Below are 23,104 nucleotides of genomic sequence, written 5' to 3' on the forward strand. Positions count from 1 at the left end.
TATCGCCAGATCAGTTTTAGGAGTGATGAAGTTGTATTTCGGCGATTTGCATCAAATGTGATCCGACTGTTATTCGACAGCGGTGGCTCATCATTGCCCTTCAACCTACATCTGCCATCATTTAGACCAAGCGTTAGAAAGTGACTCCGCCTGCTTCAGTACCAGTTCGATGGCCGCATCCTCTCCCACTGGCGGATACTTCCACTTCTTCAGCGTACGTCGCACCAAAATTCGCAGCTTCGCCCGCACGCTCTCCCGCACCTGCCAATCTACCGTGGTGCTATTGCGCAGTTTCTCCGTGATCTCGATGGCAATGTTCTTCAGAGTGTCGTCACCCAACTGCCGTACCGCACCTTCGTTGTTGGCCAAGGCATCATAGAAGGCGATCTCATCCTGACTCAGACCCAATGCAGCCTCTCGTTCCAAGGCTGCCTGGAAGTCCTTGGCCATCTGAATCAGTTCCTCGATGACCTGCGCCGTCTCCACTGCTCGGTTGTGGTACTTGCGCAAGGTTTCCAGCAGGCGGTCGCCGTACTTCTTCTCCTGCACCACGTTGTTGCGCGCCCGCGCCTTGATCTCGTCGCGCAACAGTTTTTCCAGCAGTTCCACCGCAAGGTTGCGGCTCCTCATCTGTCGCACATCCTCCAGGAACTCGTCCGATAGCAGGCCGATGTTGGGCTTGTCCAAGCCCGCCAGAGCGAAGATATCCGCTACCCCGTCTGCCACGATGGCATTGTCCAAGATCTGCTTGAGCGCGCTGTTCTTGTCCGCGTCGGAACGCTTGCGGTCCACCGTGGTGAACTTGACGATGGCGGCCTTGATGGCGGCGAAGAAGGCAATCTCCGTGCGCAAGGCGGCGGCCTCGTCCAACGTGCTGCACAGGGAAAACGCCTTGCTCACGGCCAGCATGGCATCAAGGAAACGCTGCTTGCCGTCCTTCAGGCCCAGGATATGGTTGGCTACCGGCACCAGCAGTTTCATTGCATCGGTCTCGAAGCCGCTGTAGTCGAAGCCATGCATCAGCCCGCGCACGATGTCGAGCTTTTCCAGTAGTACCGCTAGGGCCTCGGCTGCGTTGTGCGCCGGGTCGCCCTTGCCCTTGGATTCGGTATAGGTCTTGAGCGCCGCTTTCAGTTCGTTGGCAATGCCGATGTAATCCACCACCAATCCACCGGGCTTGTTGCGGAACACCCGGTTGACGCGGGCAATGGCCTGCATCAGGTTGTGGCCCTTCATGGGCTTGTCTACATACATGGTGTGGCAGCAGGGCGCGTCGAAGCCAGTCAGCCACATGTCGCGCACGATCACCAGCTTCAACGGGTCTGCCGGGTCTTTGAAGCGCTTTTCCAGGCGTTTCTTCACCTGCTGGCTGTACAGGTGCGGCTGCAGCAAGGGCTTGTCCGCTGCCGAGCCGGTCATCACTACCTTGATTGCGCCCTTCTCCGGGTCGGCATCGTGCCAGTCCGGGCGCAGGGCGACGATGGCGTTGTACAGCTCGGCGCAAATGTCACGGCTCATGCAGACGATCATCGCCTTGCCTTCCAGCGTGGCCGTGCGCGTCTCGAAGTGCTGCACCAAGTCGGCAGCCACCTGTTCCAGACGCGGCTGCGCGCCGACCAGCTTGGTCAGCGCAGCCCAATCGCTCTTGGTCTTTTCGCGAGCGGTGATGTCTTCCTCGTCCTCGATGACCTCATCTACCTGGGCATTGAGTGCGTCAATCTCGGCCTGGTTCACGTCCAGCTTGGCCAGGCGGCTTTCGTAGAAGATAGGTACCGTGGCGCCATCGTCCACCGCGTCCTGAATGTCGTAGATGCTGACGTAATCGCCGAACACCGCCCTCGTGTCTTTGTCTTCCAGGGCGATGGGGGTGCCGGTGAAGCCGATGAAGGTGGCGTTGGCCAGCGCGTCGCGCATGTGCTTGGCGTAGCCAAATACGTACTTGCCGGTCTTCGTATCCAGTCGCCCTTTCATGCCGTACTGGCTGCGGTGCGCCTCGTCGGAAATCACCACGATATTGCTGCGATCCGACAGCAGCGGGTGCTGTTCCTCATCGTCCAACAGGGCAAACTTCTGCACCGTGGTGAAGATGATGCCGCCAGCCTCGCGCGAAGCCAGCATCTCGCGCAGTTCCTCGCGGCTGCCAGCCTGCACCGGCGTCTGCCGCAGCAGGTCTTCGGCGGCGCAGAAGGTGCCGAACAACTGCCCGTCCAGATCGTTGCGGTCGGTCACCACCACCAGCGTGGGGTTTTTCATCTCCGGCTGCTGCAACAGCTTGCCCGCGTAGCAGGCCATGGTGATGCTCTTGCCCGAGCCTTGCGTATGCCACACCACGCCGGCCTTGCGGCTGCCGGGCCGCACTTCCTTGCCATAGGTGGCACGCGGCTCCTGCACTTCCAGCACGCCTTTGTTCGGACTGCTGGCGGCGATCACCGTGGCCTTCACCGCCTCGCGCACCGCATGGAACTGGTGGTAGCCCGCGATCTTCTTGACGATGTGGTCGGCATCCTGTTCGAACAGCACGAAGTGGCGCACGTAATCGAGAAACAGCGCAGGTGCGAAGAACCCGCGCACCAGCGTCTCCAGTTCGAACTCCAGCAGCGGTCGGTCGTCTTCATTAGCGATTGCCCGCCAGGGCTGCATGCGCTCCTGATTGGCCGTGAGCGACCCCAACCGCGCCGTGAAACCGTCGCTGACCACCACCGCCACATTGGTGTTGAACAGGTCGCTGATCTCTTCCTTGTAGGTCTGGATCTGGTTAAACGCATCCCAGATGTCGGTCTGCTCGTTGGCCGGGTTCTTCAGCTCGATCACAGCTAGCGGCAGACCGTTGACGAAGGCCACCAGATCGGGACGGCGCGGCTGCTTGGTGCCGGCCACGGTGAACTGGCTGACCAACAGGAAGTCATTGTTGCGTGGGTTGGCGAAGTCGATCAGGTTGACTAGATCGCTGCGCTTCTCGTCGCCCAAGGAAAAATCGACGGAGATGCCCGACAACAACAGCCTATGCACGCGGCGGTTGCGGGCGATCAGCAGCGGCTCGCTCACCGTAAGAAGCTCGTGTGCCGCCTGCTCCAGCGCCGCAGCGGGGATGTGCGGGTTGATGCGGGTGAGCGCGACCAACAAGCGTTCGCGCAATACAGTTTGACGATAGTCGAAGCGGGCAGGTTGGTCTCCATCGGGTGCAATATCCGGCTGCTGTGTGTACGTCCAACCGAGAGCCCCGAACCACTCAATGCAGATGTCTTCAAGCTGTTGTTCAGTAATCACTTCCCCTCCGCTGTCTGCTGCTTCACCGCATCCATGATTTGCTCGACCACGTCATCACGTAGTTGCGATGGATAGCCGTTCTTTCGCAACGTGACTCGGATAACGTTGCGCATACGAGCCTGAGCGTCTTCGCGCTTGTCCCAATCTACAACCTGATGTTTGGAAATATCTCGGGACAGCTCGCTGGCGATCAAGGTGATACGCCCTGGTTCCACTTGCTGCGCGTCAGGATGAGCACGCAAGATGGCCTCAATGCTGAAAGACGTTTGCTCCGAATCAATGATGGGAGCCTCCACAACGCCCACAGATGGAACAGAAGGTACTTGAACAACTTGAGTGGTAGCCGAGCGTTCAAGTTCTGCGGCTCGTGCAAGGCTGGCCTCCTCCTCCGCTTCGGCGGTTGTGATATTGCAATAATCAGATGCGCCGATTAGATCAGGAAAGAGACTGGCATGATGCACGTTCATGCGCCTAAGATGGCGCAAGCAAGCATCGCGCCCGTCGTTACGAATATAAATCTTGCAGATGTATCGAGCCAATAGGTCGGGCTGATCTTCTTCCGATGCGGAACGAAACTCCTCATCTTCAAAAGCCTCATCGTCGGCTAAGACATTCACCAGCTTATTTTCTATCGTGGCGTCATATGGAGAAAAGGTGAAAAGTCCTGCTTGATTCACCAACCTCCCATAGCTGTCTTTGCGTGGCTCCCATAGTCGAATGCCTGTCTCACCCTGGTGTTCCAGAATAAAACTTTTGTTAAGCACGTAGACAACTCGATACGGATTTTCTTCTTCATCCTTGCTGTCAGGCTTGGAAAATGCAAAAAACAAGGCGACATACGGAGAATAAGTCCAATCAAGTAAAGGAGTCATCAGTCCGTGATGCTGACCAATAGACCAAAGTTCCTCATCTTCATCCAAGAGACTATTGTCACTAAGCCGGCCTCGGATCGCACGTTTAAATCGCTCAAGCTGAGATGCCGCCAATTCTTCGGTGACGATTCCATTATCGGATAGACGGCCCAGAGTCGGCATAAGACTCCAGTCGGAGCGACGCTGGCCACGAAAAATAAGCTGTATGCCCAGACGATTGAAGAATGGGCTCTCTAGAAGTTCAGTGTAATCACGCCAAGATTCCAATTTCGTGACCGGGATGCGGCCACTGAGTTTATCTGCCATGACCTCAAAGCATTTCTGGCCATCATTCCAGACTGGAATCTTCTCAAAATAGTCCGTGCTTTGCTCTTCAAGAGCGACTTCAGACTGGGTCATTGCGCGACCTCATTCATCAATGTCTCTACAGAAATCTCTCTAGAAAGGAGCTTGGGGAGAAGAGTGTTGCGAAGTTCGGCCAACGATTGACTTGCAATTTTATTTGATCGCATTACCCTCCTCATTTGACCAATCAAGCCATCGAAAGCATTTAAAATCTCTGGGGTTGGCTTAACCAACTCAAGTCGGTAAACGTTCTCGCGATTTAATCCAGGAACCGCCGCATCGGTATTCATTTTTTCCAACCCGAGCGTTTGCATGGCATAGAAGCAGTAAATCATTGGAACCGCTTTAGGTTTGACGTAAAAAGTAGTGTCGATTGGGAAAAATGACTTATCTTCCCAGTAGAGGCTACCCACGGTTCCTTTGCGGCCAACAATGATTGCTCCGTGTGGCACCAGTGCTTCATTGTGGTAACCGGTAATGCCGCCAGAACCGTAAACAGGAACAGAACCTTCTTTACGATCAGCTGATTTGAGAGCCTTGCCGTATGCCAATTCAATCAGTTCACCAACGCGCTTAAATTCCCATCCCAATGGAATGTCCCCTAACCCCAACTCTCCCATGGCATCGGGAAACAGTGCGGCGGTGGCGGCGACTTGATCGAGGCGCTCGTGGGACATCTGGTCGAGTTCAGCGTCGGTTTTGCCACTGATGGTCCGCATGGCGGCGCGTAGCGGGTCTTGGCCTTCCCCAATGGCGGCAATCTTGGCCTTGACCGGGTCGAAATCGACAAACCAGGATTTGAAAATGGCTTGCGCCATGGCTTCAAGGGTTTGGTTGATACGGCGGTTGATGTCGATCTTGTCGTCTAGGCTCCGTAAAACTCTCGAAATGTGCACTTGTTCCGAACGATTTTCTGGAATCGGAATTTTAATAGCTCGCAAAGACGTTAGAGCCTGTGCTATGGCAGGGACACCCACCTGAGAGGCATTAGATAGGAGTCGCGATTGTCCGAGCGGTGATTTCAAGAAGTAGTAGACAAAATAAGGATCAACTCGTTTGATGTCAAAGGACATTTTGAGCTGACTCTGAGATACGACATACTCTTTATATTTTGAGTCTTCTGGTATTAAACCAACTTGACCGAGAGTCCCTCGATGTGTAATTACAATGTCCAGTCTACGAGCCTTAGCGGATTCCAGTTCGTCAGCTTTCTCTTGCGTCAAGAAATCGAAGTCCGACTCATCTAGATAGGTCGCATTGAGATTACCTCCTTTGATTACAGGAACGCCCGCAGTCGTGAAGTTCTCTGCCTTAATCTTTGAGCCAAAAGGCCCCATGGCGAAGGCACTCTTGGTCTGAGCTTTGAGCTGCTCTAGTGGCACTTCTACCCATCTAGAAGCCATAACCCAACCCCGCCAGATTCTTCTTGATCTCTTTCTCCAGCTTCGCACTTTCCACGAACTGGTCCGCCAGTTGTGTCGTTAGACGCTGCATCTTCTCGGCAAAGGGCTCGCCGTCATCTTCCTGCTCCACCGCGCCCACATAGCGCCCTGGCGTCAGCACATGCTCATGCTTGCGCACGTCCTTCAGCTTGGCGGAGTAGCAAAAGCCCGATGCATCCTCGTACTCCTCGCCCTGCTGCCAAGCATGGAAGGTGTCGGCAATTTTCTGAATGTCTTCGGCAGTGAAGTCTCTCAGTACTCGGTCTTTCATGTAGCCCATCTGGCGGGCGTCGATAAACAGGAACTCACCGCGCCGGTCGCGCTTCTTCTTTTCCAACGCAAAGCCGTTCTGCTTGTCGCAGGTCAGAAACCAGATGCAGGCCGGAATTTGGGTGTTGGTGAACAACTGGCCTGGCAGCGCGACCATGCACTCCACGTAGTCGTCCTCGATTAGCCGCTTGCGGATTTCACCCTCGTTGTTGGTGTTGGAACTCATCGAGCCGTTGGCCAGCAGCAGCGCCATGCTGCCGGTGGGCGCCAGGTGCCAGAGCATGTGTTGCAGCCAGGCAAAGTTGGCGTTGCCCTGCGGCGGCGTGCCGGCAATCCAGCGCGGGTCGGCGGCTAGCTTTTCGTTCCACCATTCCTTCATGTTGAAGGGCGGGTTGGCCATCACAAAATCGGCGCGCAGGTCCGGGTGCAGGTCGTTCAACAGCGTATCGGCCGGGCCGGGGCCGAAGTTGAAGTCGATACCGCGAATGGCCATGTTCATCGCGGCCAATCGCCAGGTGGTGGGATTGCTCTCCTGCCCGTAGACGCTGATCTGCCCGCTCTTGCCGTTGGCTGCCTTGCCGCCGTGCTGCTCGATGAACTCCTCGCTCTGCACGAAGAAGCCGCCGGAGCCCATGGCCGGGTCGTAGACGCGGCCCTTGAACGGCTGGAGCATTTCCACGATCAGGGTGACGATGCTCTTGGGCGTGTAGTACTGGCCGCCCTTCTTGCCTTCGGCAAGGGCGAACTGGCCGAGGAAGTATTCGTAGACGTGGCCGAGGATGTCTTTGGATTTCAGGTCCAACGGCTGGCTTTTGTACTCGCGGGCAGCAAAGTCGGTATCCGAGAAGTGGCTGATCAGCCCGGCCAGCTTGCTGGACTCGAGCTGCACGCGGGCGAAGTCTTTGTTGAGCACGTTCTTCAGGCGGGCGTTCTCACGCTCGACGGCTTCCATGGCGTTGTCGATCAGCCAGCCGACCGAGCGCATTTCCTCGGGCTCGTCCTTGCCGGGCTTGTTCCAGGGCAATGCCGCTTTGGGCGGCAGTTGCGCACAGTCACGCAGGGTTTGCCAGCGCGCTTCCACAGGCACCCAGAACACGTTCTTCTCGGTGTAGTAGTCGCGGACTTCAAGCTCGGCGGCGATGTTGTCTTCGTACTCCTGGGTACCTGCCCCGCCGTACTCGTCCGGGTCCATGTAGTAGTCATGACTCGGATTGGTGAACTGTTCGCGCAGTTCGCGCTGCCGTTCTTCGAAAGCATCGGAAACGTATTTGAGGAAGATCAGCCCGAGCACGACGTGCTTGTACACGGCGGCGTCGAGGTTGGAGCGCAGCTTGTCGGCGGCGGTCCAGAGTTTCTTTTCCAGGTCGTTGAAGAACTGTTGTTCTATAGGTCTCATGTCTTTTTCCTGTGTGGTAACCGTCTCGACTCTCTTGTGGTCGTCGTAGGTTTGCCGCCTGATGGCAACTGATGGTTCGTGGCTGAGGGTGGACAAGGGAAAAACGCTCTCGGCTACGGCCACCGAGCCGCCGCGTCCCCTCCCAACGCGAATGCGGCCGGTGTCAATCAACTGCTGCTTCACGCGTTGATAGGCGCTATCGTTCCAAGCCAACGCAGCAAGTAAGCGCTGATTGCCAGCGCTACGGCCAAGGGAAGCCAAAGTGCTGATAAATTGTTCGATCTGCTCTTCTGTGGGGCTCACTTGCTGCTCCTAAGCCTTAAGCAGGCCAGTACAGCCGTTTAAGCGGCACGATGCGTTTGGTTTCGGCGTCGGTGGCGTCGTAATGCTCGATCAGTGCACGAACAACATGGTCCAGAGTCCACATCGCAAGCGGAATGGCAGCGCGCTCTGCTTCGTAATGAGCATCTTTGGTGAAACTGCCAGTACTAACATACAATCCGCGATCGTCTTTGTGGCGGCCACCGAGGAAGCTGCGGATTTCCTGACTACCCATTTGTCCCTTGCGGTGCTTGACCTCCACGACGATGCGCGGATGTTCGAAGCCAAAGCCATCCGGCGAGGCAACGATGTCTTTGCCTCTGTCAGCTCCTGGCGGTGAGACTTGCGTCTTGTAGCCCATAGCTCTCAGAATGCCGGCAACCAGCTCCTGCATGTCATACCATTCAAGTTTGTTCACCTGATCCTTGATCCGCTCCAGAGCCTGGGATTCGATGTTGGCCAAGGGATCAGCAGTGATTTCTATGGCTTCATCTTCTATTACAGGCACTGGCTTGCCCTTCAACGCATTCAGCACCTCAGTTGCTGCGTTGGATGGCACCTCAAACAACGTCAAGGTCGAGCCCAAACTGTTCTTGGTGCTGTTGCTCAGGCTGTCCCGTGGTAGTTCCTGAGCTTGCCACTGAACCTTGCGTGTGAGCGACATGCCTTGTTCGTCCCACTCAGGGCAATGTTCAGCCGGCCCTGTGACGTTGCCAATTGAGTAGAGGCGATTAATCGGCGAATAGGTGACGATCCAATCGCCATCCTGGATATCGTTGACAAAACGCCAAACCTGAGAGGCGCCCGACACCACAGTCCCTTGTTTCGTTTGAGGCTCAGCAGACTGATACAGGTCAATGAGCTGCTTGCGCCCAACACCAGGTTTGGCATGAGCGGCCAACTGATTCCAACCTAATGCAGCTACACCGCGTTCACGAAAAGCGTCATACAGGCTTCCTCCATCGCCGCGCACCATCCACATCCGTGCCATTGCATTCCCTCTCGTACTCATGTCATCAATCCCAAACGACCAGTAATTTGGTTGCAGGCGCGTTTAGCTACATACCTCGAACATCACGCTCCCGCGTAACCGCCTCTCCCGCTAAGGTCAGCGATTCGGCTATCAAACACCGACGACGCAGCATTTCATGCACTCAACCCAAAAGATACGTTAATTTACAATAAATTCAATTACTGATACCAAAGATCCCAGAGTTGATTTACACCAAAAAAATCACACGGATCTCTGATCGCCCTCTAAGTTTCGCGGGCAGCAGATACCTGAAATCGGCCTTTGAGCCATCACTGCTCCTGATACTGGGATGATTTCTATATCGCGTTCGCACCTTCGGCAGTGACCGCCTCAGCGTCTGATGCACCGCCTGCAAGGCCAACTCCTTGAGCGCAATCGCCACTAAGCCCCCGATTGCATGTAAGTTCATATCTAGCTCGACAGCAGCGCAACGCGCGCGCCGGCCATGCAGGCGTCGTGAATACCTTCAACGCTGTTGATGGTGCGGCGCCAGGCTACGCGCACCCGGCTCTCCTCGTTGCCTGTTTGCAAGATCAGGATTGCTGCTCGGTTGTGGTGATGCACTGGTGCTGGGCCAGTTCGCTCAGCAGGTAGGGGGCAGGTCTGCAGAGCAGAGAATGCTGCACAGTGCGATAGCCACCAGCTCGGACTCGCTCAGCCCCCGATGCGCACAAACTCATCGCTATAACCAGACACTGTCTTCAAAAGCTCATCGCCCTCCCGCATTGCCGTCCTGCCCGTGTCCCCAACGGGTCAACCCTTAGCTATCCCCCACAGCACCCAGGTCGGAATATAGGAATACGCTGTACTCCGTTTCAGCAAGCTGCCGATGGAGCCACCCTGCGGCTCGCCTGCCGCCGGAACCATCGCCCTCCACAGCGCACAACCAACCGGACACCCACCCATGCAAAGAACCACCGACCCGTCCCTCACCCCCGCCAGCAACGCCACCCCACCATCGCAGCTGTTCCAGCCCCTCACCCTGTCCCAGCTCCAGCTCCCCAACCGCATCGTCATCGCCCCCATGTGCCAGTACTCGGCGCAAGAGGGCAATGCCAATGACTGGCATTTGATGCACTACGGCAGCCTCGCGGTATCGGGCGCGGGCATGCTGGTGCTGGAGGCCACGGCGGTGTCGGCGGTGGGGCGCATTACCGATGCGGATCTGGGCATTTATTCCGTTGACAACCAGCAGGCGCTGGGGCGGCTGATGGGGTCGCTGCGCAAACTCTCGGCCATTCCGGTGGCCATTCAGCTGGCCCATGCGGGCCGCAAGGCGTCCAGCCATTTGCCTTGGGAAGGTGCTGCGCAGATTGCGCCCGATGCGCCCCGGGGCTGGGTGGCGCAGGCGCCTTCGGCCATTGCCCATGCGGCGGGCGAGGTGCCCCCGGCGGAGATGACACCCGCCGAGCTGGCAGAGGTGAAGAACGCGTTTGTGGCAGCGGCCAAGGCGGCCGATGCGCTGGGCATCGATGGCATCGAGATCCACATGGCCCATGGCTATTTGCTGCATGAGTTCCTCTCGCCCCTTTCCAACACCCGCAGCGACGCCTATGGCGGCAGCCTGGAGAACCGCCTGCGCTACCCGCTGGAAGTGTTTGCCGCCGTGCGCGCGGCCGTGCCTGCGGCCAAGCCGGTGTGGGTGCGCATCTCGGCATCGGATTGGACGCCGGGCGGCTGGGATATCGATGGCTCGATGGCGCTGGCCCAGGGGCTGAAGGCGCTGGGTTGCAGCGCTATCCATGTGTCCTCGGGCGGGCTGTCGACCGCCCAGCAAATCCCCGTGCAGCCGGGCTACCAGGTGGGCTTTGCCGAGGCGATCAAACAGGCCACGGGCCTGACCACGATTGCCGTCGGTTTGGTGACCGAGCCTGCGCAGGCCGAGCACATTGTGGCCTCGGGCCAGGCCGATGCCGTGGCCATTGGCCGCGCCGCCTTGTACGACCCGCGCTGGCCCTGGCATGCGGCCGCCAGCCTGGGCGCGCAGGTGGATGCACCGCGCCAGTACTGGCGCAGCCAGCCGCGGGAGTACAGCAAACTGTTCCGTGGCGCAGCGGTAGGCGTGCGCTAAGAGCCACTCACACAACCCTTGATACGTCGTTGCCTCGCCGGCCGCGCCAACCCTTGTCGTACTTCTGTACTGCCTGCGGCTTGGCGCCTAGTCTCAACCGCAAACCTTCGGTTTGCTGGGCCGTGTAAGCGGCTCCAAACACGTTCTGTAAACACCGAGGGCGGCGGCCGCCAAAGCCGCTAAGCTATGCGGATGCCTGCCCGCCCTCCCGTGTTTGCCTCCCCACCCCACCCCCCTGCTGCTGCCCGCCGTGCCCGCGCGGTGCTGGGCCAGCTCAGCGATATGGATTTGCGGCTGCTGCAGGTCTTCAAGAGCGTGGTGGAATGTGGGGGCATGTCAGCCGCTGAGCTGGAGCTCAATATCGGCACGTCGACCTTGAGCCGCCACATGAAGGATCTGGAGACCCGCCTGGGCATGGTGCTGTGCCGGCGCGGGCGCGCGGGCTTTGCGCTGACGCCGGAGGGCCACCAGGTCTACGAGGCCACCTTGCAGCTGCTGGGCGGCGTCGATCTGTTCCGCAGCCGCATTGACGATATCCACGCCCGCATGGGCGGCAATCTGGAGATCGCCATCTTCGACAAGACGGTGAGCAACCCGCAGGCCCAGATCCACCGCGCGATTGCGCAGTTCCACGGCCAGGCGCCAGATGTGAACCTGCAGCTGCATGTCAGCTCGATCAACGCGATCGAGCGCGGCCTGATGGATGGGCGTTTTCATGTGGGCATCATCCCGGCGCACCGCAGCTCGGCCAGCCTGGTCTACCGCGATCTGTTTGCCGAGAACATGCAGCTGTACTGCGCCGCCGGCCATGACCTGTGGGAGCAGGCGCATGAAGACCTGGACTGGGAGCAGCTGCGCAGCTACCCCTTTGCCGGCCTGGGCTACCACTCGCCCAATATGGAGCTGAGCCACAGCGTGCGGCTGCCGCGCGCGGCCACCGGGTTTGACCAGGAGTCGATTGCCACCTTGATTTTGTCCGGGTGTTTTTTGGGCTTTCTGCCGGACCACTATGCCGCCAGTTTTGAAAACCAAGGTTTGATGCGGGCTGTGCGGCCAGAACGCTTCCAATACCGCTGCCAATTCGTGGCCATGTGGCGCTTATCGCCCGCTCCGAGCCGTGTGGCGCAGGCCTTCATCGACTGCCTCCTCAACGCCCACACAGCACTTGACTAAGTTGCTATGAAATTAACTTATCCACAGAAACCGGCTTCCCGGTGTGCATTTCTTCTCTAGAGGGAGATTGCAGGGAGTTTCTCGCGCAACGACGGCAACATTGCACAAAATTATCCACAGGCGCCAAGTCGGAGAATCCTGACAAGTGCGGCGATCCGACCGGCCGATGTAGCGGGCCCGGACAACGCACCCGCATCCTGCGCCCGCCACCGCGCCTGCGCGACTGCCCCTGCCGCACCACGGGCATGCCAGCGCCGGGCCTGGGCGGTTCGGCGCTACCATCGCTACCGTAACGACCACCCTGGACCGCCCCGTGCCCAAGCCTGCGCCCCCTGCCACTCCCCAGCGCCTCAGCCCGCCCGGCGCAGCCAAGCCTGTCGCCGCCAAGGCCCGGGCCACAATTGCCGATGTGGCGCTGGCGGCCCAGGTCTCCAAGGCCACGGTCTCGCGCTACCTCAATGGCCGCACCGACATCCTCACCCCCGACATGGCCAAGCGCGTGCAGGAGGCCATTGCCAGCCTGCAGTACCGGCCCAGCCCGATGGCGCAGGCGCTCAAGCATGGCCGCACGCGCCTCATCGGCCTGGCGGTGGCCGATGTGACCAACCCCTTCTCGGTCGCAGTGCTGCAGGGTGCAGAAAAAGCCTGCCAGGCCGCTGGCTACCTGCTGGTGCTGTTCAACCTGGGCAATGAGGCCGGGCGCGAGCGCGATGCCATGCATGCGCTGTCGGCCTACCAGCTCGACGGCATGATCCTCAACCGTGTGGACACCAGCGCCCAGCTCTGGCAGGACGCACAGCTGCACGGCAAGCCCATCGTGCTGGTGGACCGCTTCCAGGAAGGGATGGACGCCGATTTTGTGACCGTGGACAACCCCGGTGTGATCCAGATCGCGATGGACCACCTGCAGCAGCAAGGCTTTGACGAAGTGCTGCTGGTGACCGAGCCGATTGCCGATGTCAGCTCGCGCACCGCGCGCCAGCAGGCCTTTGCCTACTACCTGCAAGACCTGCAAGGCCAGGCCGGCACGCGGCGCGGCCAGCCCGCCGCCATGCAGGGCAATGTGTGGGAGAGCACACCGCACAACGCCAGCGCCTTGCAGCAGCACCTGCAGCAATGGCGCGATCAGGCACAGCAAGCGGGCCGCCACCCCGCCGTGCTGGCCGGCAATGCCGTGGCCAGCCTGCGCGTGGCCACCGCCGTGCATGCACTGGGCTGGGTGCCCGGGCGGGAGCTGGGCATCATCGGCGTGGACGAGACCGACTGGGCCGCGCTGGTGGGCCCGGGCCTGAGCACCGTGGCCCAGCCCACCGATGCGCTGGGCCAGGCAGCGGCCACCTGTCTCATCGAGCGCATCCAGGGCCTGCAAAGCCCCGCCCGCACCGTGGAGTTACCAGGCACCATCATTGTGCGCGGCTCGACAAAATCTCCAAACCATTGATTCACAACCACTAAAAACAGCGTTACGCACCAAACTAGGGCAAACCCTAGTAATCGTTCCGTAACCTTGCGCTAAACTGCGGCGCTACTGAAACCGGTTTCAAAAGCGCCGCATCGCCATGAACTACACGTTCCAATTCGACCAGGTCCTGGCAGCCTGGCCGCAGCTATTGCAGGGCACCTGGGTGACCATCCAGCTGTCTTTTCTCGCCATGGTCATCGGCCTGGCCGTCGCCATCGTCTGCGCCTGGGGCAAGACCTCGGGCCCGGCACCGCTGCGCTTTGTCATCAATGCCTACATCGAGCTGATCCGCAACACGCCCTTTTTGGTGCAGTTGTTTTTCTTCTTCTTTGCGCTGCCGGCCATCGGCCTGCGCTGGTCGCCGCAAACCGCCGCGCTGGTGGCCATGGTGGTCAATCTGGGCGCCTATGCGACTGAGATCATCCGCGCCGGCATCGAATCCATCCCCAAGGGCCAGATCGAAGCCGGCCTGGCGCTGGATCTGAAGCGCTGGGAGATCTTCCGCTTTGTGATCCTCAAGCCCGCGCTCAAGACCATCTACCCGGCGCTGACCAGCCAGTTCATCCTGCTGATGCTGAGCTCGGCCGTGGTGTCGGTGATCTCGGCCGACGACCTGACCTCGGTGGCCGCCAACATCCAGTCCGAGACCTTCCGCAGCTTTGAGGTCTACATCGTGGTGGCTGCCATCTACCTGCTGCTGTCGCTGGCCTTCAACCTGCTGTTCAAGCTCATCTACCAGATGGCCTTGAACTACCCAGACCGTCGCTGAACTCGGAGAACAAGAAATGCGTACTTTTGGTTGGCCCGAGTTGTGGTTCATCGTGGAAGCGGCCAAGTGGACCGTGGCCCTGTCCCTGATCGCCTTTATTGGCGGCGCCCTGGTGGGCCTGGTGATTGCGCTGTCGCGCACGTCAGAGAACGGCCTGGCGCGCGGCATTGCCACCGCCTTTACCCAGATTTTTCAGGGCACGCCGCTGCTGCTGCAGCTGTTCCTGGTGTTCTTTGGCGCGCCCATTCTGGGCTTTGAGATCAACCCCTGGGTGGCGGCTGCCGCTGCGCTGATTCTGAACAGCGGCGCGTTCCTCGGCGAGATCTGGCGCGGCTGTATCCAGGCGGTGCCACGCGGCCAGTGGGAAGCGGCCGAGGCCTTGTCGCTGTCCTACTTCTGGCGCATGCGCGCCGTTGTGCTGCCCCAGGCGATGAAGATTGCCGTGGCCCCCACCGTGGGCTACCTGGTGCAGATCATCAAGGGCACGTCGCTGGCCGCCATCATCGGTTTTACCGAGATCACGCGCGCCGGCCAGATCATCAACAACGCTACCTTCCAGCCGATGCTGGTGTTCGGTGTCGTCGGTGCCGTTTACTTCATCCTGTGCTGGCCGCTGTCCCTCTGGGCGGGCCGCCTTGAGAAGCGCCAAGCCAGATGAACACCCCCCTGAGTCGCTTACGCGCCTTCCCCCAGGGGGACGACGCCCTCGCTGCGGGGCGGCCCTTGCTCGGCATCCCGCCGATGGGCCCTGCTGCAACGACGCGGGTGCTTCTTACGTTTGGCCTGTTTAATCCCTTTCCCTTCTTGCTGCGTTAATAAACCCTTAGGAGACATGAGCATGCAGATTTCCCGCCGCACTTTCACCTCCGCTGCTGCCGCCCTGGCTGCCAGCGCCCTGTTGCCCCTGACCGCATCGGCCCAGTCGCTGGCGGATCTGAAGAAAAAGGGCAAGATTACGATCGGCATGCTGGTGGACTTCCCGCCCTACGGCATCCTGAACGGCAGCAACCAGCCTGACGGCTACGATGCCGATGTAGCCAAGCTGCTGGCCAAAGAATGGGGCGTGACCGCCGACATCGTGCCAGTGACCGGCCCCAACCGCATCCCCTTCCTGCTGACCAACAAGGTCGACATGCTGATCGCCTCGCTGGCCATCACGCCCGAGCGCGCCAAGCAGGTGCTGTTCTCCAAGCCTTACTCGGCCGCTTCGATCGTGCTGTACGGCGCGACCAAGACCGCCATCAAGGGCCCGGAAAATCTCAAGGGCCTGCGCGTGGGCGTGGCCCGTGCCTCCACCCAGGACGTGGCCGTCACCAAGGCTGCACCCGAAGGCACGCAAATCCGCCGCTTTGACGACGACGCATCGGCCATGCAGGCGCTGCTGTCGGGCCAGGTCGATGCCATCGGCTGCTCGGTGACCGTGGCTGCCCAGATCGCCAAGCGCGCGCCTGCCGGCCAGTTCGAGAACAAGTTCCAGCTGCTGCAGCAGAACATGGCCGTCGCGCTGCGCCCCGGCCAGGACGAAGTGGCAGAAGCCGTGAACGCCTTTATCGCCAAGAACACCGCCAATGGTGAGCTGAACAAGCTGTACCAAAAGTGGTTGGGCGCCGACCTGCCCAAGCTGGACTAAAACTGAGGCGCAAGCCGCTGTTCTCCATCTGGTGGAACAGCGGCCCGGGCAGCGCCACACGATCACCTTCAAGAACACGACTGCTTTATGACGACCCCCTCGCAAGCACCCATCATTCGCCTCCAAGGCGTCGAGAAATGGTATGGCAACTTCCAGGTGCTGACCGATATCAACCTCGACGTGCGTGCTGGCGAGCGTATCGTCATCTGCGGGCCTTCGGGCTCGGGCAAGTCCACGATGATCCGCTGCATCAACCGGCTTGAAGCCATCCAGAAGGGCCAGATCACCGTGGACGGCACGGACCTGACGGGTGACAGCAAGGCGATCGACACCATCCGCAAGGAAGTGGGCATGGTGTTCCAGCAGTTCAACCTGTTTCCGCACCTGACGATTGTGGAGAACTGCATGCTGGCGCCGATGCGCTCGCGCGGCCTGAGCAAGGCCGAGGCGCAGGAGCGCGCGATGCACTACCTGACGCGGGTGCGCATTCCGGACCAGGCGGACAAGTACCCCAGCCAGTTGTCGGGCGGCCAGCAGCAGCGCGTAGCCATTGCCCGCGCGCTGTGCATGGCCCCCAAGATCATGCTGTTTGACGAGCCCACCTCGGCCCTCGACCCCGAGATGGTCAAGGAAGTGCTGGACACCATGATCGGCCTGGCCGAAGACGGCATGACCATGCTCTGCGTGACCCATGAAATGGGCTTTGCCCGCAGCGTGGCCGACCGCGTGATCTTCATGGCCGACGGCAAGATCATCGAGCAAGGCCCACCGGCCGCGTTCTTTGACAACCCCCAACACCCCAAGACCCAGCAGTTCCTGGGCCAGATCCTGAGTAATCACTGAGACACCCCCTGTGGCGCTTCGCGCCGTCCCTGAACTGCGGGGCGGTGCGGCCGGCGAGGCCCTTGCTCGATGTGCGCCGATGGGCCGCGCCAGTTTTTGAGAACGTGCGAAGTTTCTGCAGACTGTTTGCTCACTTATCAATAGCTGTCAACGCTTGGTATACGGGCGTAAGCGGCCAAAAAATACGAAAACCATGGCCTTGTCTTTGCAAAACGCGGGCTCGCCCGCGCTGATCTCCCTCACCTCGTTTGGCAATGCCGAAGTGCGCCGCCACGGCCAGCTCTACTTTGCCCAGCTCTCGCACCGCGCAGGTGCCAACGGCTATGAAGTGCGCGAAGAGCTGCTGCTGAACCCCGCTGAGGAACTGCCCGCGCTGGCCGCCTATGGCCGCGCGCACCAGCTGGACCTGGTCTACTCCTGCCCCCAGCCGCTGTTTGCGATGGACGGCAGCCTGAACACCGCCGCCGTGCAACACGCGATTGCCGCCAGCCACACCTTGGGCGCACCCTGGCTCAAGATGTCGATCGGCGGCTTTGCCAGCCAATCGGTCGCACATTCGGCCCAGGGCTTTGCGGCGCTCAAGAGCGCCATCGATGGCGCGGGCCTCACCTTGCTGATCGAGAACGACCAGACCACGGCCGCCGGCACCGTGCAAGCGCTGCAGCGCTTTTTTGCCGCTGCCGATGCCGCCGGCTTGAACTTGCCGATGACCTTTGACATGGGCAACTGGCACTACCTGGGCGAATGCGCACTGCAAGCGGCGCAGCTGTTTGGCAGCCGCGTGGCCTATGTGCATGCCAAGGGCGTGCAACGCCTGCCCGCCAAATGGGTGGCCGTGCCGCTGGCCGAATCGGCAGCGGCCTGGCGCGCCATTTTGCGCGCGCTGCACAGCGATGCACCCCGCGCCATCGAGTACCCGCTGATCGGCGACGACCTGGTCGCCGTCACCCAGCAGGAGCTGGCCGTGCTGCGCGATGCCACGGCACTGCAGGCCAAGGCCTCTTGATCAGCTCCCAACAAACCCACAGCTACCAGCACCCAAGAGAGACACGGCCATGACCACCAAGACCTTTGACATCGCCACCTTTGGCGAAGCGATGATGCTGCTGATTGCCGACCGCGCCGGCCCGCTGGAGAACGCCGAGTTCTTTACCAAGCGCATTGCAGGCGCCGAGATCAATGTGGCCACCGGCATGGCACGCCTGGGCTTCAACACCCACTGGGCCAGCCGCCTGGGTGCCGATTCGATGGCGCGCTACCTCATCAACCAGATGAAGAGCGAAGGCGTGCACTGCGAACATGTGGTGCTGGACCCGGCGCAAAAGACCGGCTTCCAGATCAAGGGCCGCAGCGATGATGGCAGCGACCCGCAGGTGGAATACCACCGCAAGGGCTCGGCCGCCAGCCTGATGACCCCCGCCGACATCGACGAGCCCTGGCTGGCCTCGGCCCGCCACCTGCACGCCACCGGCGTGTTTGCCGCGATCTCGCAGACCAGCCTGGCCACTGCCCAGCGCACCCTGCAAATTGCCCGCGCTGCGGGCAGCACCATCTCCTTCGATCCCAATCTGCGCCCCACGCTATGGCAAGACGAGGCCACGATGCGCCGCGAGATCAATGCGCTGGCTGCTGGCGCGGACTGGGTCTTCCCTGGCCTGGCCGAGGGCGAGCTGCTGACCGGCCACAAGACGCCCGAAGCGGTGGCCAAGTTCTACCGCGACCAGGGCGCAAGCCTGGTGGTCGTCAAGCTTGGCGAAGCAGGTGCTTATTACGATGACGCGCAGGCCGGCACCGGCTATGTGGCCGGCTGCCCGGTCGAGAAGGTGGTGGACACCGTGGGCGCTGGTGATGCCTTTGCCGTAGGCGTCATCAGCGGCCTGCTCGATGGCCGCTCGGTGGCCGATGCGGTCAAGCGCGGCTGCTGGATTGGCGCGCTGCAGGTACAGGTGCTGGGCGACTCCGAAGGCTTGCCGACCCGCGAAGCCTTGACCGCCGCCGGCTATTGATTTCAACGCATCCAGGAGCAGCCATGAGCAGCAACCGCCACCAGATTCTGGTTTTTCGTGAACTGCCCGAGGACCAACTGGCCCGCCTGCAAGCCGCGCATGACGTGACCGTGGCCAACCCGCGCGTCGCCGCGCAGCGCGATGCCTTTTTTGCAGCGCTGCCCCAGGCCCAGGCGCTGATCGGGTCGAGCTACCCGATCACCGATGCGCTGCTGGACGAGGCACCGCAGTTGCGGGTGATCTCCAGCATCTCGGTGGGCGTGGACAACTACCCGCTGGCAGCGCTGCGCGAGCGCGGCATTGCGCTGTGCCACACGCCTGGCGTGCTGACGGAGACGACGGCCGACACCATCTTTGCGCTGCTGATGGCCACCAGCCGCCGCATTCCGGAGCTGGCGATGTATGTGCGCTCGGGCCAGTGGCAGCGCAATATTGGCGAAGAGCTGTTTGGCTGGGATGTGCATGGCAAGACGCTGGGCATTCTGGGCATGGGCCGCATCGGCATGGCGCTGGCGCGCCGCGCGGCGCTGGGCTTTGGCATGCGCGTGCTCTACAACAACCGCAGCGTCGTGCCCGAGAGCGAGCTCGGCGCGCTGGCCGGCCAGGTGCACTATGTGGCGCGCGATGCGCTGCTGCGCGAGGCGGACTTTGTCGTCTCCGTCGTGCCATCGACCCCCGAGACCAAGCACCTGCTGGGGGCTGACGCCTTTGCAATGATGAAGCCCAGCGCCATCGTCATCAATGGCTCGCGCGGCGCGATTGTCGATGAGGCCGCCTTGCTGCATGCGCTCGATACCGACCAGATCCGCGCCGCCGGCCTGGATGTGTTTGCCACCGAGCCGCTGCCAGTCGAATCGCCCCTGCGCACCCATGCCAAGGTGGTGGCACTGCCGCATATCGGATCGGCCACGCACGAGACCCGCCACGCGATGGCCGAGATGGCGACCAGCAACCTGCTGCAGGTGCTGGCCGGCGAGCAACCTGCGGGCAGATTCGACCTGAGCCAGGCCTGAGCCCCCAGCGGCGCCATGGGCTGCGCCGCGCGAGACTGGGTGAGGGAACGCGCGCCCGCATAATGGCCGCCAGACCTTCCGATGTTGGCCTCCTGCTTGTGGCCAGCGGCCACCTCTTTCGTACGATCTCGTACCGTCTCTTGACTGCGGCATGCCCTCCACGCTCCAGGTTCTCTCCCTCGCCTCCCCCTCTGCCGGCTACCGCCGCATCCGCTTTGCCGGCGCGCAGCTGGCGCCCTTTTGCCAGCACGACAACATCCACTGCCGCCTGGTGTTTCCGTCGGCGCAGGATGCGCAAGGCAGCAGCGCCAGCAGCACACGCGTCTACACGGTGCGCGCCTTCGATGCCGATGCGCAATGGCTGGAGATTGATTTTTTGCTGCATGCCGATGCCGGCCCGGGTGCGGACTGGGCCCAGCAGGCGCAGGTGGGCGACCGGGTCGAAATTCTCAAGCCCGGCGGCCGCACGGCCCGCATTGCCGACTGGATGGTTCTGGCCGGTGACGACAGTGCATTGCCCGCACTGGCCCGCATTGCAGAGCAGCTGCCCGCCAGCACACGCGGCCATGTGGTTTGCGAAATAGCGGACCCGCAGGATGCGATCGACATCCGCCTGCCAGCCGGCATGCAGTGGCATTGGCTTTACAGCGAAGGCGCAGCAGCCGGCAGCGGCGAGCAGCTGCAGCGGGCGGTACAAGCGTTGGATTGGAGCGCCGCACACACCACCGAAGGCGCCAGCCGCTTTTTATGGGTAGGCGCCGAATTTGCCACCGCGCAGGCGCTGCGCGCATGGGCCGTGGACAGCCTGGGGCTGGGCAAGCAGGAGCAGCTGATCGTGGCCTACTGGCGCCGGGGCATGAGCGAGAACGAGCTGCGCGCGCCCAAGCCCGAGCTGGAAAAAGCCTAGGCCCTGTTTTTTAGATTTCTGCCGAGCGCGAAATATGCCGGCGCAGCAGCGCCGCGGCATAGTCGGCATCGCCTTCCTTGAGCGCCTTGAGAATGCCCAGGTGGTCAGTGCAGGCCTGGCGGATGTGCTGCTCGCTCAAATGGCTGAAATGCGCAAACTCCGAGATCTTGCGCAGCGAGTTCTGCCGGCGCACCGACTCGATCAAAAAGCGGTTGCGTGACCAGGACACCAGCGTTTCATGAAAATTCGCATTGGCCTTGAACCACACATCCTGGCGCAGCTGCTCAACGGGCATCTGCAAGATGTCTGACTGCTCGCGGAACAGCTGCTGCAGCTGCTCGGGATCGGGCGCAAAGTCCGCCATCTTCAGCGCGCCGCACTCGACGATGAGCCGAAAGTCATAGCTCTCGTGCACGGCCTGGGGGTTGTCCAGGCTCTCGGTAAAGCGCCAGCCGTGGCCGGGCAGGCGCTCGGTCAGGCCTTCTGCCGCAAAGCGCATCAGCACGCGGCGCACGGCGCCCCGGGTCACGCCAAACAGCTCCACCAGCTGCGCCTCGGAGACTTCGCCGGCCAGCTGGCCACTGGCGCGGTGGTCCATGATCTGGCTGTACAGCGCCTCGGCCTCAGACGGGGGCACCAGCTGCTCCAAGGCATCGTCGCCATCGGGCACGCGCTCGACCCGAAAGCCCCGGCCCGGGTGGTAGGCCACCAGACCCTGGGCGGTCAGCAGCATCAGCGCCTGGCGCACCGGCGTGCGCGAGACCTTGAGCTCATCGGCCAGGTGCAGGTCGGAGATGCGGTCGCCCACGCGCCAGCGGCCGCCATGCATCAGCGCCGTCAGCTTGCGCGCGACGTCGATCTGCAAAGAACTCAGCGATTGCTTCAAACCGATTCTCCCCTGGGTAGTGCTGCTGCGGCCCGCGCCTGCGCAATGCGGCGGCAGTGGCGGCGGCGCACAGCATCTTGTTTTTGCCGGCCAGCCCCGAGCATACGCGCCAGGCTTCCCGTCTTGGCAGCATCCTTCATCGTAGTTTCCCTAAGTTTTGTTTGATTCTATAAAAAACAAATTGACAGTCAAAGACCTGGAAATTAATGTATTAAAAGTTCACAAAACACAAAAGGAAAAAGATGTCGCCGTTTCCACTCGTCACGCTGTCTGGCGCCCCCCAAGCCCGTGGGCGCCAGTATGGCGCGGCGCTCAAAGACCGCATTGCCCGCAGCGCAGCCCTCTACGGCGGCGCGCTGGAGAAGTACGGCATCAGTGCCGCACACAAGGCCGCGCTGATCGCCGAGTACGCCCAGAAGATCGCCGCCTTTGACGAGAACTACCTCGAAGAAATGCGCGGCATTGCCGAGGGCTCGGGCGTTGCGCTCGACGACATCGTGATGATCAATGCCCGCACCGAGGTGGTGGCCCTGGCGCGCGCCCAGTCCAGCAAGCCGGTCGATGACGAGCTGGACGACGGCTGCACCGGCGCCATGCTGCTGCCCGAGCGCAGCGCCTCGGGCAACCTGATCCATGGCCAGAACTGGGACTGGCGCGCCGAATGCGCCGAGACCGGTGTGGTGCTGCGCGTGCGCCAGGACCATGGCCCCGACTACCTGACCTTTGTCGAAGCCGGCGGCCTGGCCCGCAGCGGCCTCAACGCCGCAGGCATCTCGATCACCGCCAACTACCTGGAATGCGAGCGCGACTACACCCAACTGGGCATTCCGCTGGGCCTGATCCGCCGCAAGGTGCTGGAGCAGGAGCACTTTGCGCTGGCCGCCAAGGCCGTGGCCACCACGCCCAAGTCCTGCTCCAACAACATCATGGTGGCATCGGCCGCCGGCTTTGGCATTGACTTTGAATGCGCGCCCGACGAGGCCTTCCCGCTCTACCCCGAGGACGGCATGATCGTGCACGCCAACCACTGGGTCAGCCCGGTGGCGCTGGCCAAGCTGCGGGACACCGGCATCCCCCATGTGCCCGAGAGCTTTTACCGCGACTGGCGGGTGCGCAAGATCCTGCAGGAGCAAGGCCGCCTGCTGACGCGCGAATCGCTGAAGAAGGCACTGTTTGACGACTTCCTCTCGCCGTATGCGGTATGCCGCCCACCGCGCCCCGCCGATGGCGGCAACCTGACTGCCACCGTCGCGATGATCGTGATGGAGCCAGCGCTGGGCATCATGGAGATTGCACCGCTGCCCGCCATCAACCGCCAGTTCACCACCTACCGCCTGCATGGCGATGGCGCGGCTGAACCGTCTGCAGCCGCCGCTGCGGCGCTGGAGCACTGAGCGC

18 protein-coding genes are annotated in these 23,104 nt (G+C 61.3%); 12 read left to right on the forward strand and 6 right to left on the reverse strand.

Translation table 11 applies throughout. From position 1 onward, the window contains the following. Nucleotides 1-117: 117 nt before the first annotated feature. The 5 genes from ACPEE1_RS00605 to ACPEE1_RS00625 all read right to left on the reverse strand — a co-directional run bounded on the left by ACPEE1_RS00605 (nt 118) and on the right by ACPEE1_RS00625 (nt 8,904). Nucleotides 118-3,264, reverse strand: coding sequence for a type I restriction endonuclease subunit R (locus ACPEE1_RS00605; protein ID WP_423936494.1), 3,147 nt, complete (start codon nt 3,262-3,264; stop codon nt 118-120). Beyond that, nucleotides 3,264-4,538, reverse strand: a complete 1,275-nt coding sequence (locus ACPEE1_RS00610) for an FRG domain-containing protein (RefSeq protein WP_423934948.1) — start codon at nt 4,536-4,538, stop codon at nt 3,264-3,266. Before ACPEE1_RS00610 ends, ACPEE1_RS00605 begins: the two co-directional genes overlap by 1 nt. Then, on the reverse strand, nt 4,535-5,887 hold the full coding sequence (locus ACPEE1_RS00615; protein ID WP_423934949.1) for a restriction endonuclease subunit S: 1,353 nt from the start codon (nt 5,885-5,887) through the stop codon (nt 4,535-4,537). The genes ACPEE1_RS00610 and ACPEE1_RS00615 overlap by 4 nt, the downstream gene beginning before the upstream one ends. Then, nucleotides 5,877-7,592, reverse strand: a complete 1,716-nt coding sequence (locus tag ACPEE1_RS00620; protein ID WP_423936496.1) for a type I restriction-modification system subunit M — start codon at nt 7,590-7,592, stop codon at nt 5,877-5,879. The genes ACPEE1_RS00615 and ACPEE1_RS00620 overlap by 11 nt, the downstream gene beginning before the upstream one ends. Before the next feature lie 319 nt (nt 7,593-7,911). Continuing rightward, nucleotides 7,912-8,904, reverse strand: coding sequence for a restriction endonuclease (locus ACPEE1_RS00625; protein ID WP_423934950.1), 993 nt, complete (start codon nt 8,902-8,904; stop codon nt 7,912-7,914). Nucleotides 8,905-9,850: 946 nt separating this feature from the next. On the opposite strand from ACPEE1_RS00625, the gene ACPEE1_RS00630 reads away from it, so the two are divergent. The 11 genes from ACPEE1_RS00630 (at nt 9,851) to ACPEE1_RS00680 (ending at nt 20,820) form a co-directional block, all read left to right on the forward strand. Beyond that, nucleotides 9,851-11,017, forward strand: a complete 1,167-nt coding sequence (locus tag ACPEE1_RS00630) for an NADH:flavin oxidoreductase/NADH oxidase (protein ID WP_423934951.1) — start codon at nt 9,851-9,853, stop codon at nt 11,015-11,017. 186 nt (nt 11,018-11,203) lie between these two features. Then, nucleotides 11,204-12,190 (forward strand): LysR family transcriptional regulator, encoded by a 987-nt coding sequence (locus ACPEE1_RS00635; RefSeq protein ID WP_116925381.1) that lies wholly within the window; start codon nt 11,204-11,206, stop codon nt 12,188-12,190. Between the two features lie 313 nt (nt 12,191-12,503). After that, on the forward strand, nt 12,504-13,631 hold the full coding sequence (locus tag ACPEE1_RS00640) for a LacI family DNA-binding transcriptional regulator (RefSeq protein WP_423934952.1): 1,128 nt from the start codon (nt 12,504-12,506) through the stop codon (nt 13,629-13,631). 118 nt (nt 13,632-13,749) lie between these two features. Then, nucleotides 13,750-14,421 carry an amino acid ABC transporter permease gene (locus ACPEE1_RS00645; protein ID WP_116925379.1) on the forward strand — a complete coding sequence of 224 codons (672 nt, stop codon included), beginning with the start codon at nt 13,750-13,752 and terminating at the stop codon, nt 14,419-14,421. A 16-nt stretch (nt 14,422-14,437) separates the two neighbouring features. Continuing rightward, nucleotides 14,438-15,079 carry an amino acid ABC transporter permease gene (locus ACPEE1_RS00650; RefSeq protein WP_116925378.1) on the forward strand — a complete coding sequence of 214 codons (642 nt, stop codon included), beginning with the start codon at nt 14,438-14,440 and terminating at the stop codon, nt 15,077-15,079. Nucleotides 15,080-15,259: 180 nt separating this feature from the next. Then, a complete protein-coding gene (locus ACPEE1_RS00655; protein WP_373449255.1) occupies nt 15,260-16,051 on the forward strand; it encodes a transporter substrate-binding domain-containing protein in 792 nt (263 codons plus the stop codon). An 87-nt stretch (nt 16,052-16,138) separates the two neighbouring features. Beyond that, nucleotides 16,139-16,894: an amino acid ABC transporter ATP-binding protein gene (locus ACPEE1_RS00660; RefSeq protein WP_021027999.1), complete on the forward strand. Its 756-nt coding sequence runs from the start codon at nt 16,139-16,141 to the stop codon at nt 16,892-16,894. Between the two features lie 193 nt (nt 16,895-17,087). Then, nucleotides 17,088-17,900 carry a sugar phosphate isomerase/epimerase family protein gene (locus ACPEE1_RS00665; RefSeq protein WP_423934953.1) on the forward strand — a complete coding sequence of 271 codons (813 nt, stop codon included), beginning with the start codon at nt 17,088-17,090 and terminating at the stop codon, nt 17,898-17,900. Between the two features lie 49 nt (nt 17,901-17,949). Continuing rightward, entirely contained in the window at nt 17,950-18,900 is a 951-nt protein-coding gene (locus tag ACPEE1_RS00670; RefSeq protein WP_423934954.1) for a sugar kinase, read from the forward strand. Nucleotides 18,901-18,923: 23 nt separating this feature from the next. After that, entirely contained in the window at nt 18,924-19,913 is a 990-nt protein-coding gene (locus ACPEE1_RS00675; RefSeq protein ID WP_423934955.1) for a 2-hydroxyacid dehydrogenase, read from the forward strand. A 151-nt stretch (nt 19,914-20,064) separates the two neighbouring features. Continuing rightward, nucleotides 20,065-20,820 (forward strand): siderophore-interacting protein, encoded by a 756-nt coding sequence (locus tag ACPEE1_RS00680; protein ID WP_423934956.1) that lies wholly within the window; start codon nt 20,065-20,067, stop codon nt 20,818-20,820. 10 nt (nt 20,821-20,830) lie between these two features. Here ACPEE1_RS00680 and ACPEE1_RS00685 read toward each other — a convergent pair whose 3' ends face one another. After that, nucleotides 20,831-21,706 carry a GntR family transcriptional regulator gene (locus tag ACPEE1_RS00685; RefSeq protein ID WP_423934957.1) on the reverse strand — a complete coding sequence of 292 codons (876 nt, stop codon included), beginning with the start codon at nt 21,704-21,706 and terminating at the stop codon, nt 20,831-20,833. Nucleotides 21,707-21,948: 242 nt separating this feature from the next. On the opposite strand from ACPEE1_RS00685, the gene ACPEE1_RS00690 reads away from it, so the two are divergent. Then, a complete protein-coding gene (locus ACPEE1_RS00690; protein ID WP_423934958.1) occupies nt 21,949-23,100 on the forward strand; it encodes a C45 family autoproteolytic acyltransferase/hydolase in 1,152 nt (383 codons plus the stop codon). Nucleotides 23,101-23,104 lie beyond the last annotated feature (4 nt).

The sequence above is a fragment of the Comamonas sp. 23 genome, assembly GCF_049601575.1.
GTDB classification, from domain to species: domain Bacteria; phylum Pseudomonadota; class Gammaproteobacteria; order Burkholderiales; family Burkholderiaceae_C; genus Comamonas; species Comamonas squillarum.

Bases quoted from the DNA above. Each gene is read 5' to 3' on its own strand.
- ACPEE1_RS00655 (WP_373449255.1), top strand. From the start codon at position 15,260: ATGCAGATTTCCCGCCGCACTTTCACCTCCGCTGCTGCCGCCCTGGCT.
- ACPEE1_RS00635 (WP_116925381.1), top strand. From the start codon at position 11,204: ATGCGGATGCCTGCCCGCCCTCCCGTGTTTGCCTCCCCACCCCACCCC.
- ACPEE1_RS00650 (WP_116925378.1), top strand. From the start codon at position 14,438: ATGCGTACTTTTGGTTGGCCCGAGTTGTGGTTCATCGTGGAAGCGGCC.
- ACPEE1_RS00665 (WP_423934953.1), top strand. From the start codon at position 17,088: ATGGCCTTGTCTTTGCAAAACGCGGGCTCGCCCGCGCTGATCTCCCTC.
- ACPEE1_RS00625 (WP_423934950.1), bottom strand. From the start codon at position 8,904: ATGGCACGGATGTGGATGGTGCGCGGCGATGGAGGAAGCCTGTATGAC.
- ACPEE1_RS00675 (WP_423934955.1), top strand. From the start codon at position 18,924: ATGAGCAGCAACCGCCACCAGATTCTGGTTTTTCGTGAACTGCCCGAG.
- ACPEE1_RS00670 (WP_423934954.1), top strand. From the start codon at position 17,950: ATGACCACCAAGACCTTTGACATCGCCACCTTTGGCGAAGCGATGATG.
- ACPEE1_RS00610 (WP_423934948.1), bottom strand. From the start codon at position 4,538: ATGACCCAGTCTGAAGTCGCTCTTGAAGAGCAAAGCACGGACTATTTT.
- ACPEE1_RS00615 (WP_423934949.1), bottom strand. From the start codon at position 5,887: ATGGCTTCTAGATGGGTAGAAGTGCCACTAGAGCAGCTCAAAGCTCAG.
- ACPEE1_RS00645 (WP_116925379.1), top strand. From the start codon at position 13,750: ATGAACTACACGTTCCAATTCGACCAGGTCCTGGCAGCCTGGCCGCAG.
- ACPEE1_RS00680 (WP_423934956.1), top strand. From the start codon at position 20,065: ATGCCCTCCACGCTCCAGGTTCTCTCCCTCGCCTCCCCCTCTGCCGGC.
- ACPEE1_RS00660 (WP_021027999.1), top strand. From the start codon at position 16,139: ATGACGACCCCCTCGCAAGCACCCATCATTCGCCTCCAAGGCGTCGAG.
- ACPEE1_RS00630 (WP_423934951.1), top strand. From the start codon at position 9,851: ATGCAAAGAACCACCGACCCGTCCCTCACCCCCGCCAGCAACGCCACC.
- ACPEE1_RS00690 (WP_423934958.1), top strand. From the start codon at position 21,949: ATGTCGCCGTTTCCACTCGTCACGCTGTCTGGCGCCCCCCAAGCCCGT.
- ACPEE1_RS00620 (WP_423936496.1), bottom strand. From the start codon at position 7,592: ATGAGACCTATAGAACAACAGTTCTTCAACGACCTGGAAAAGAAACTC.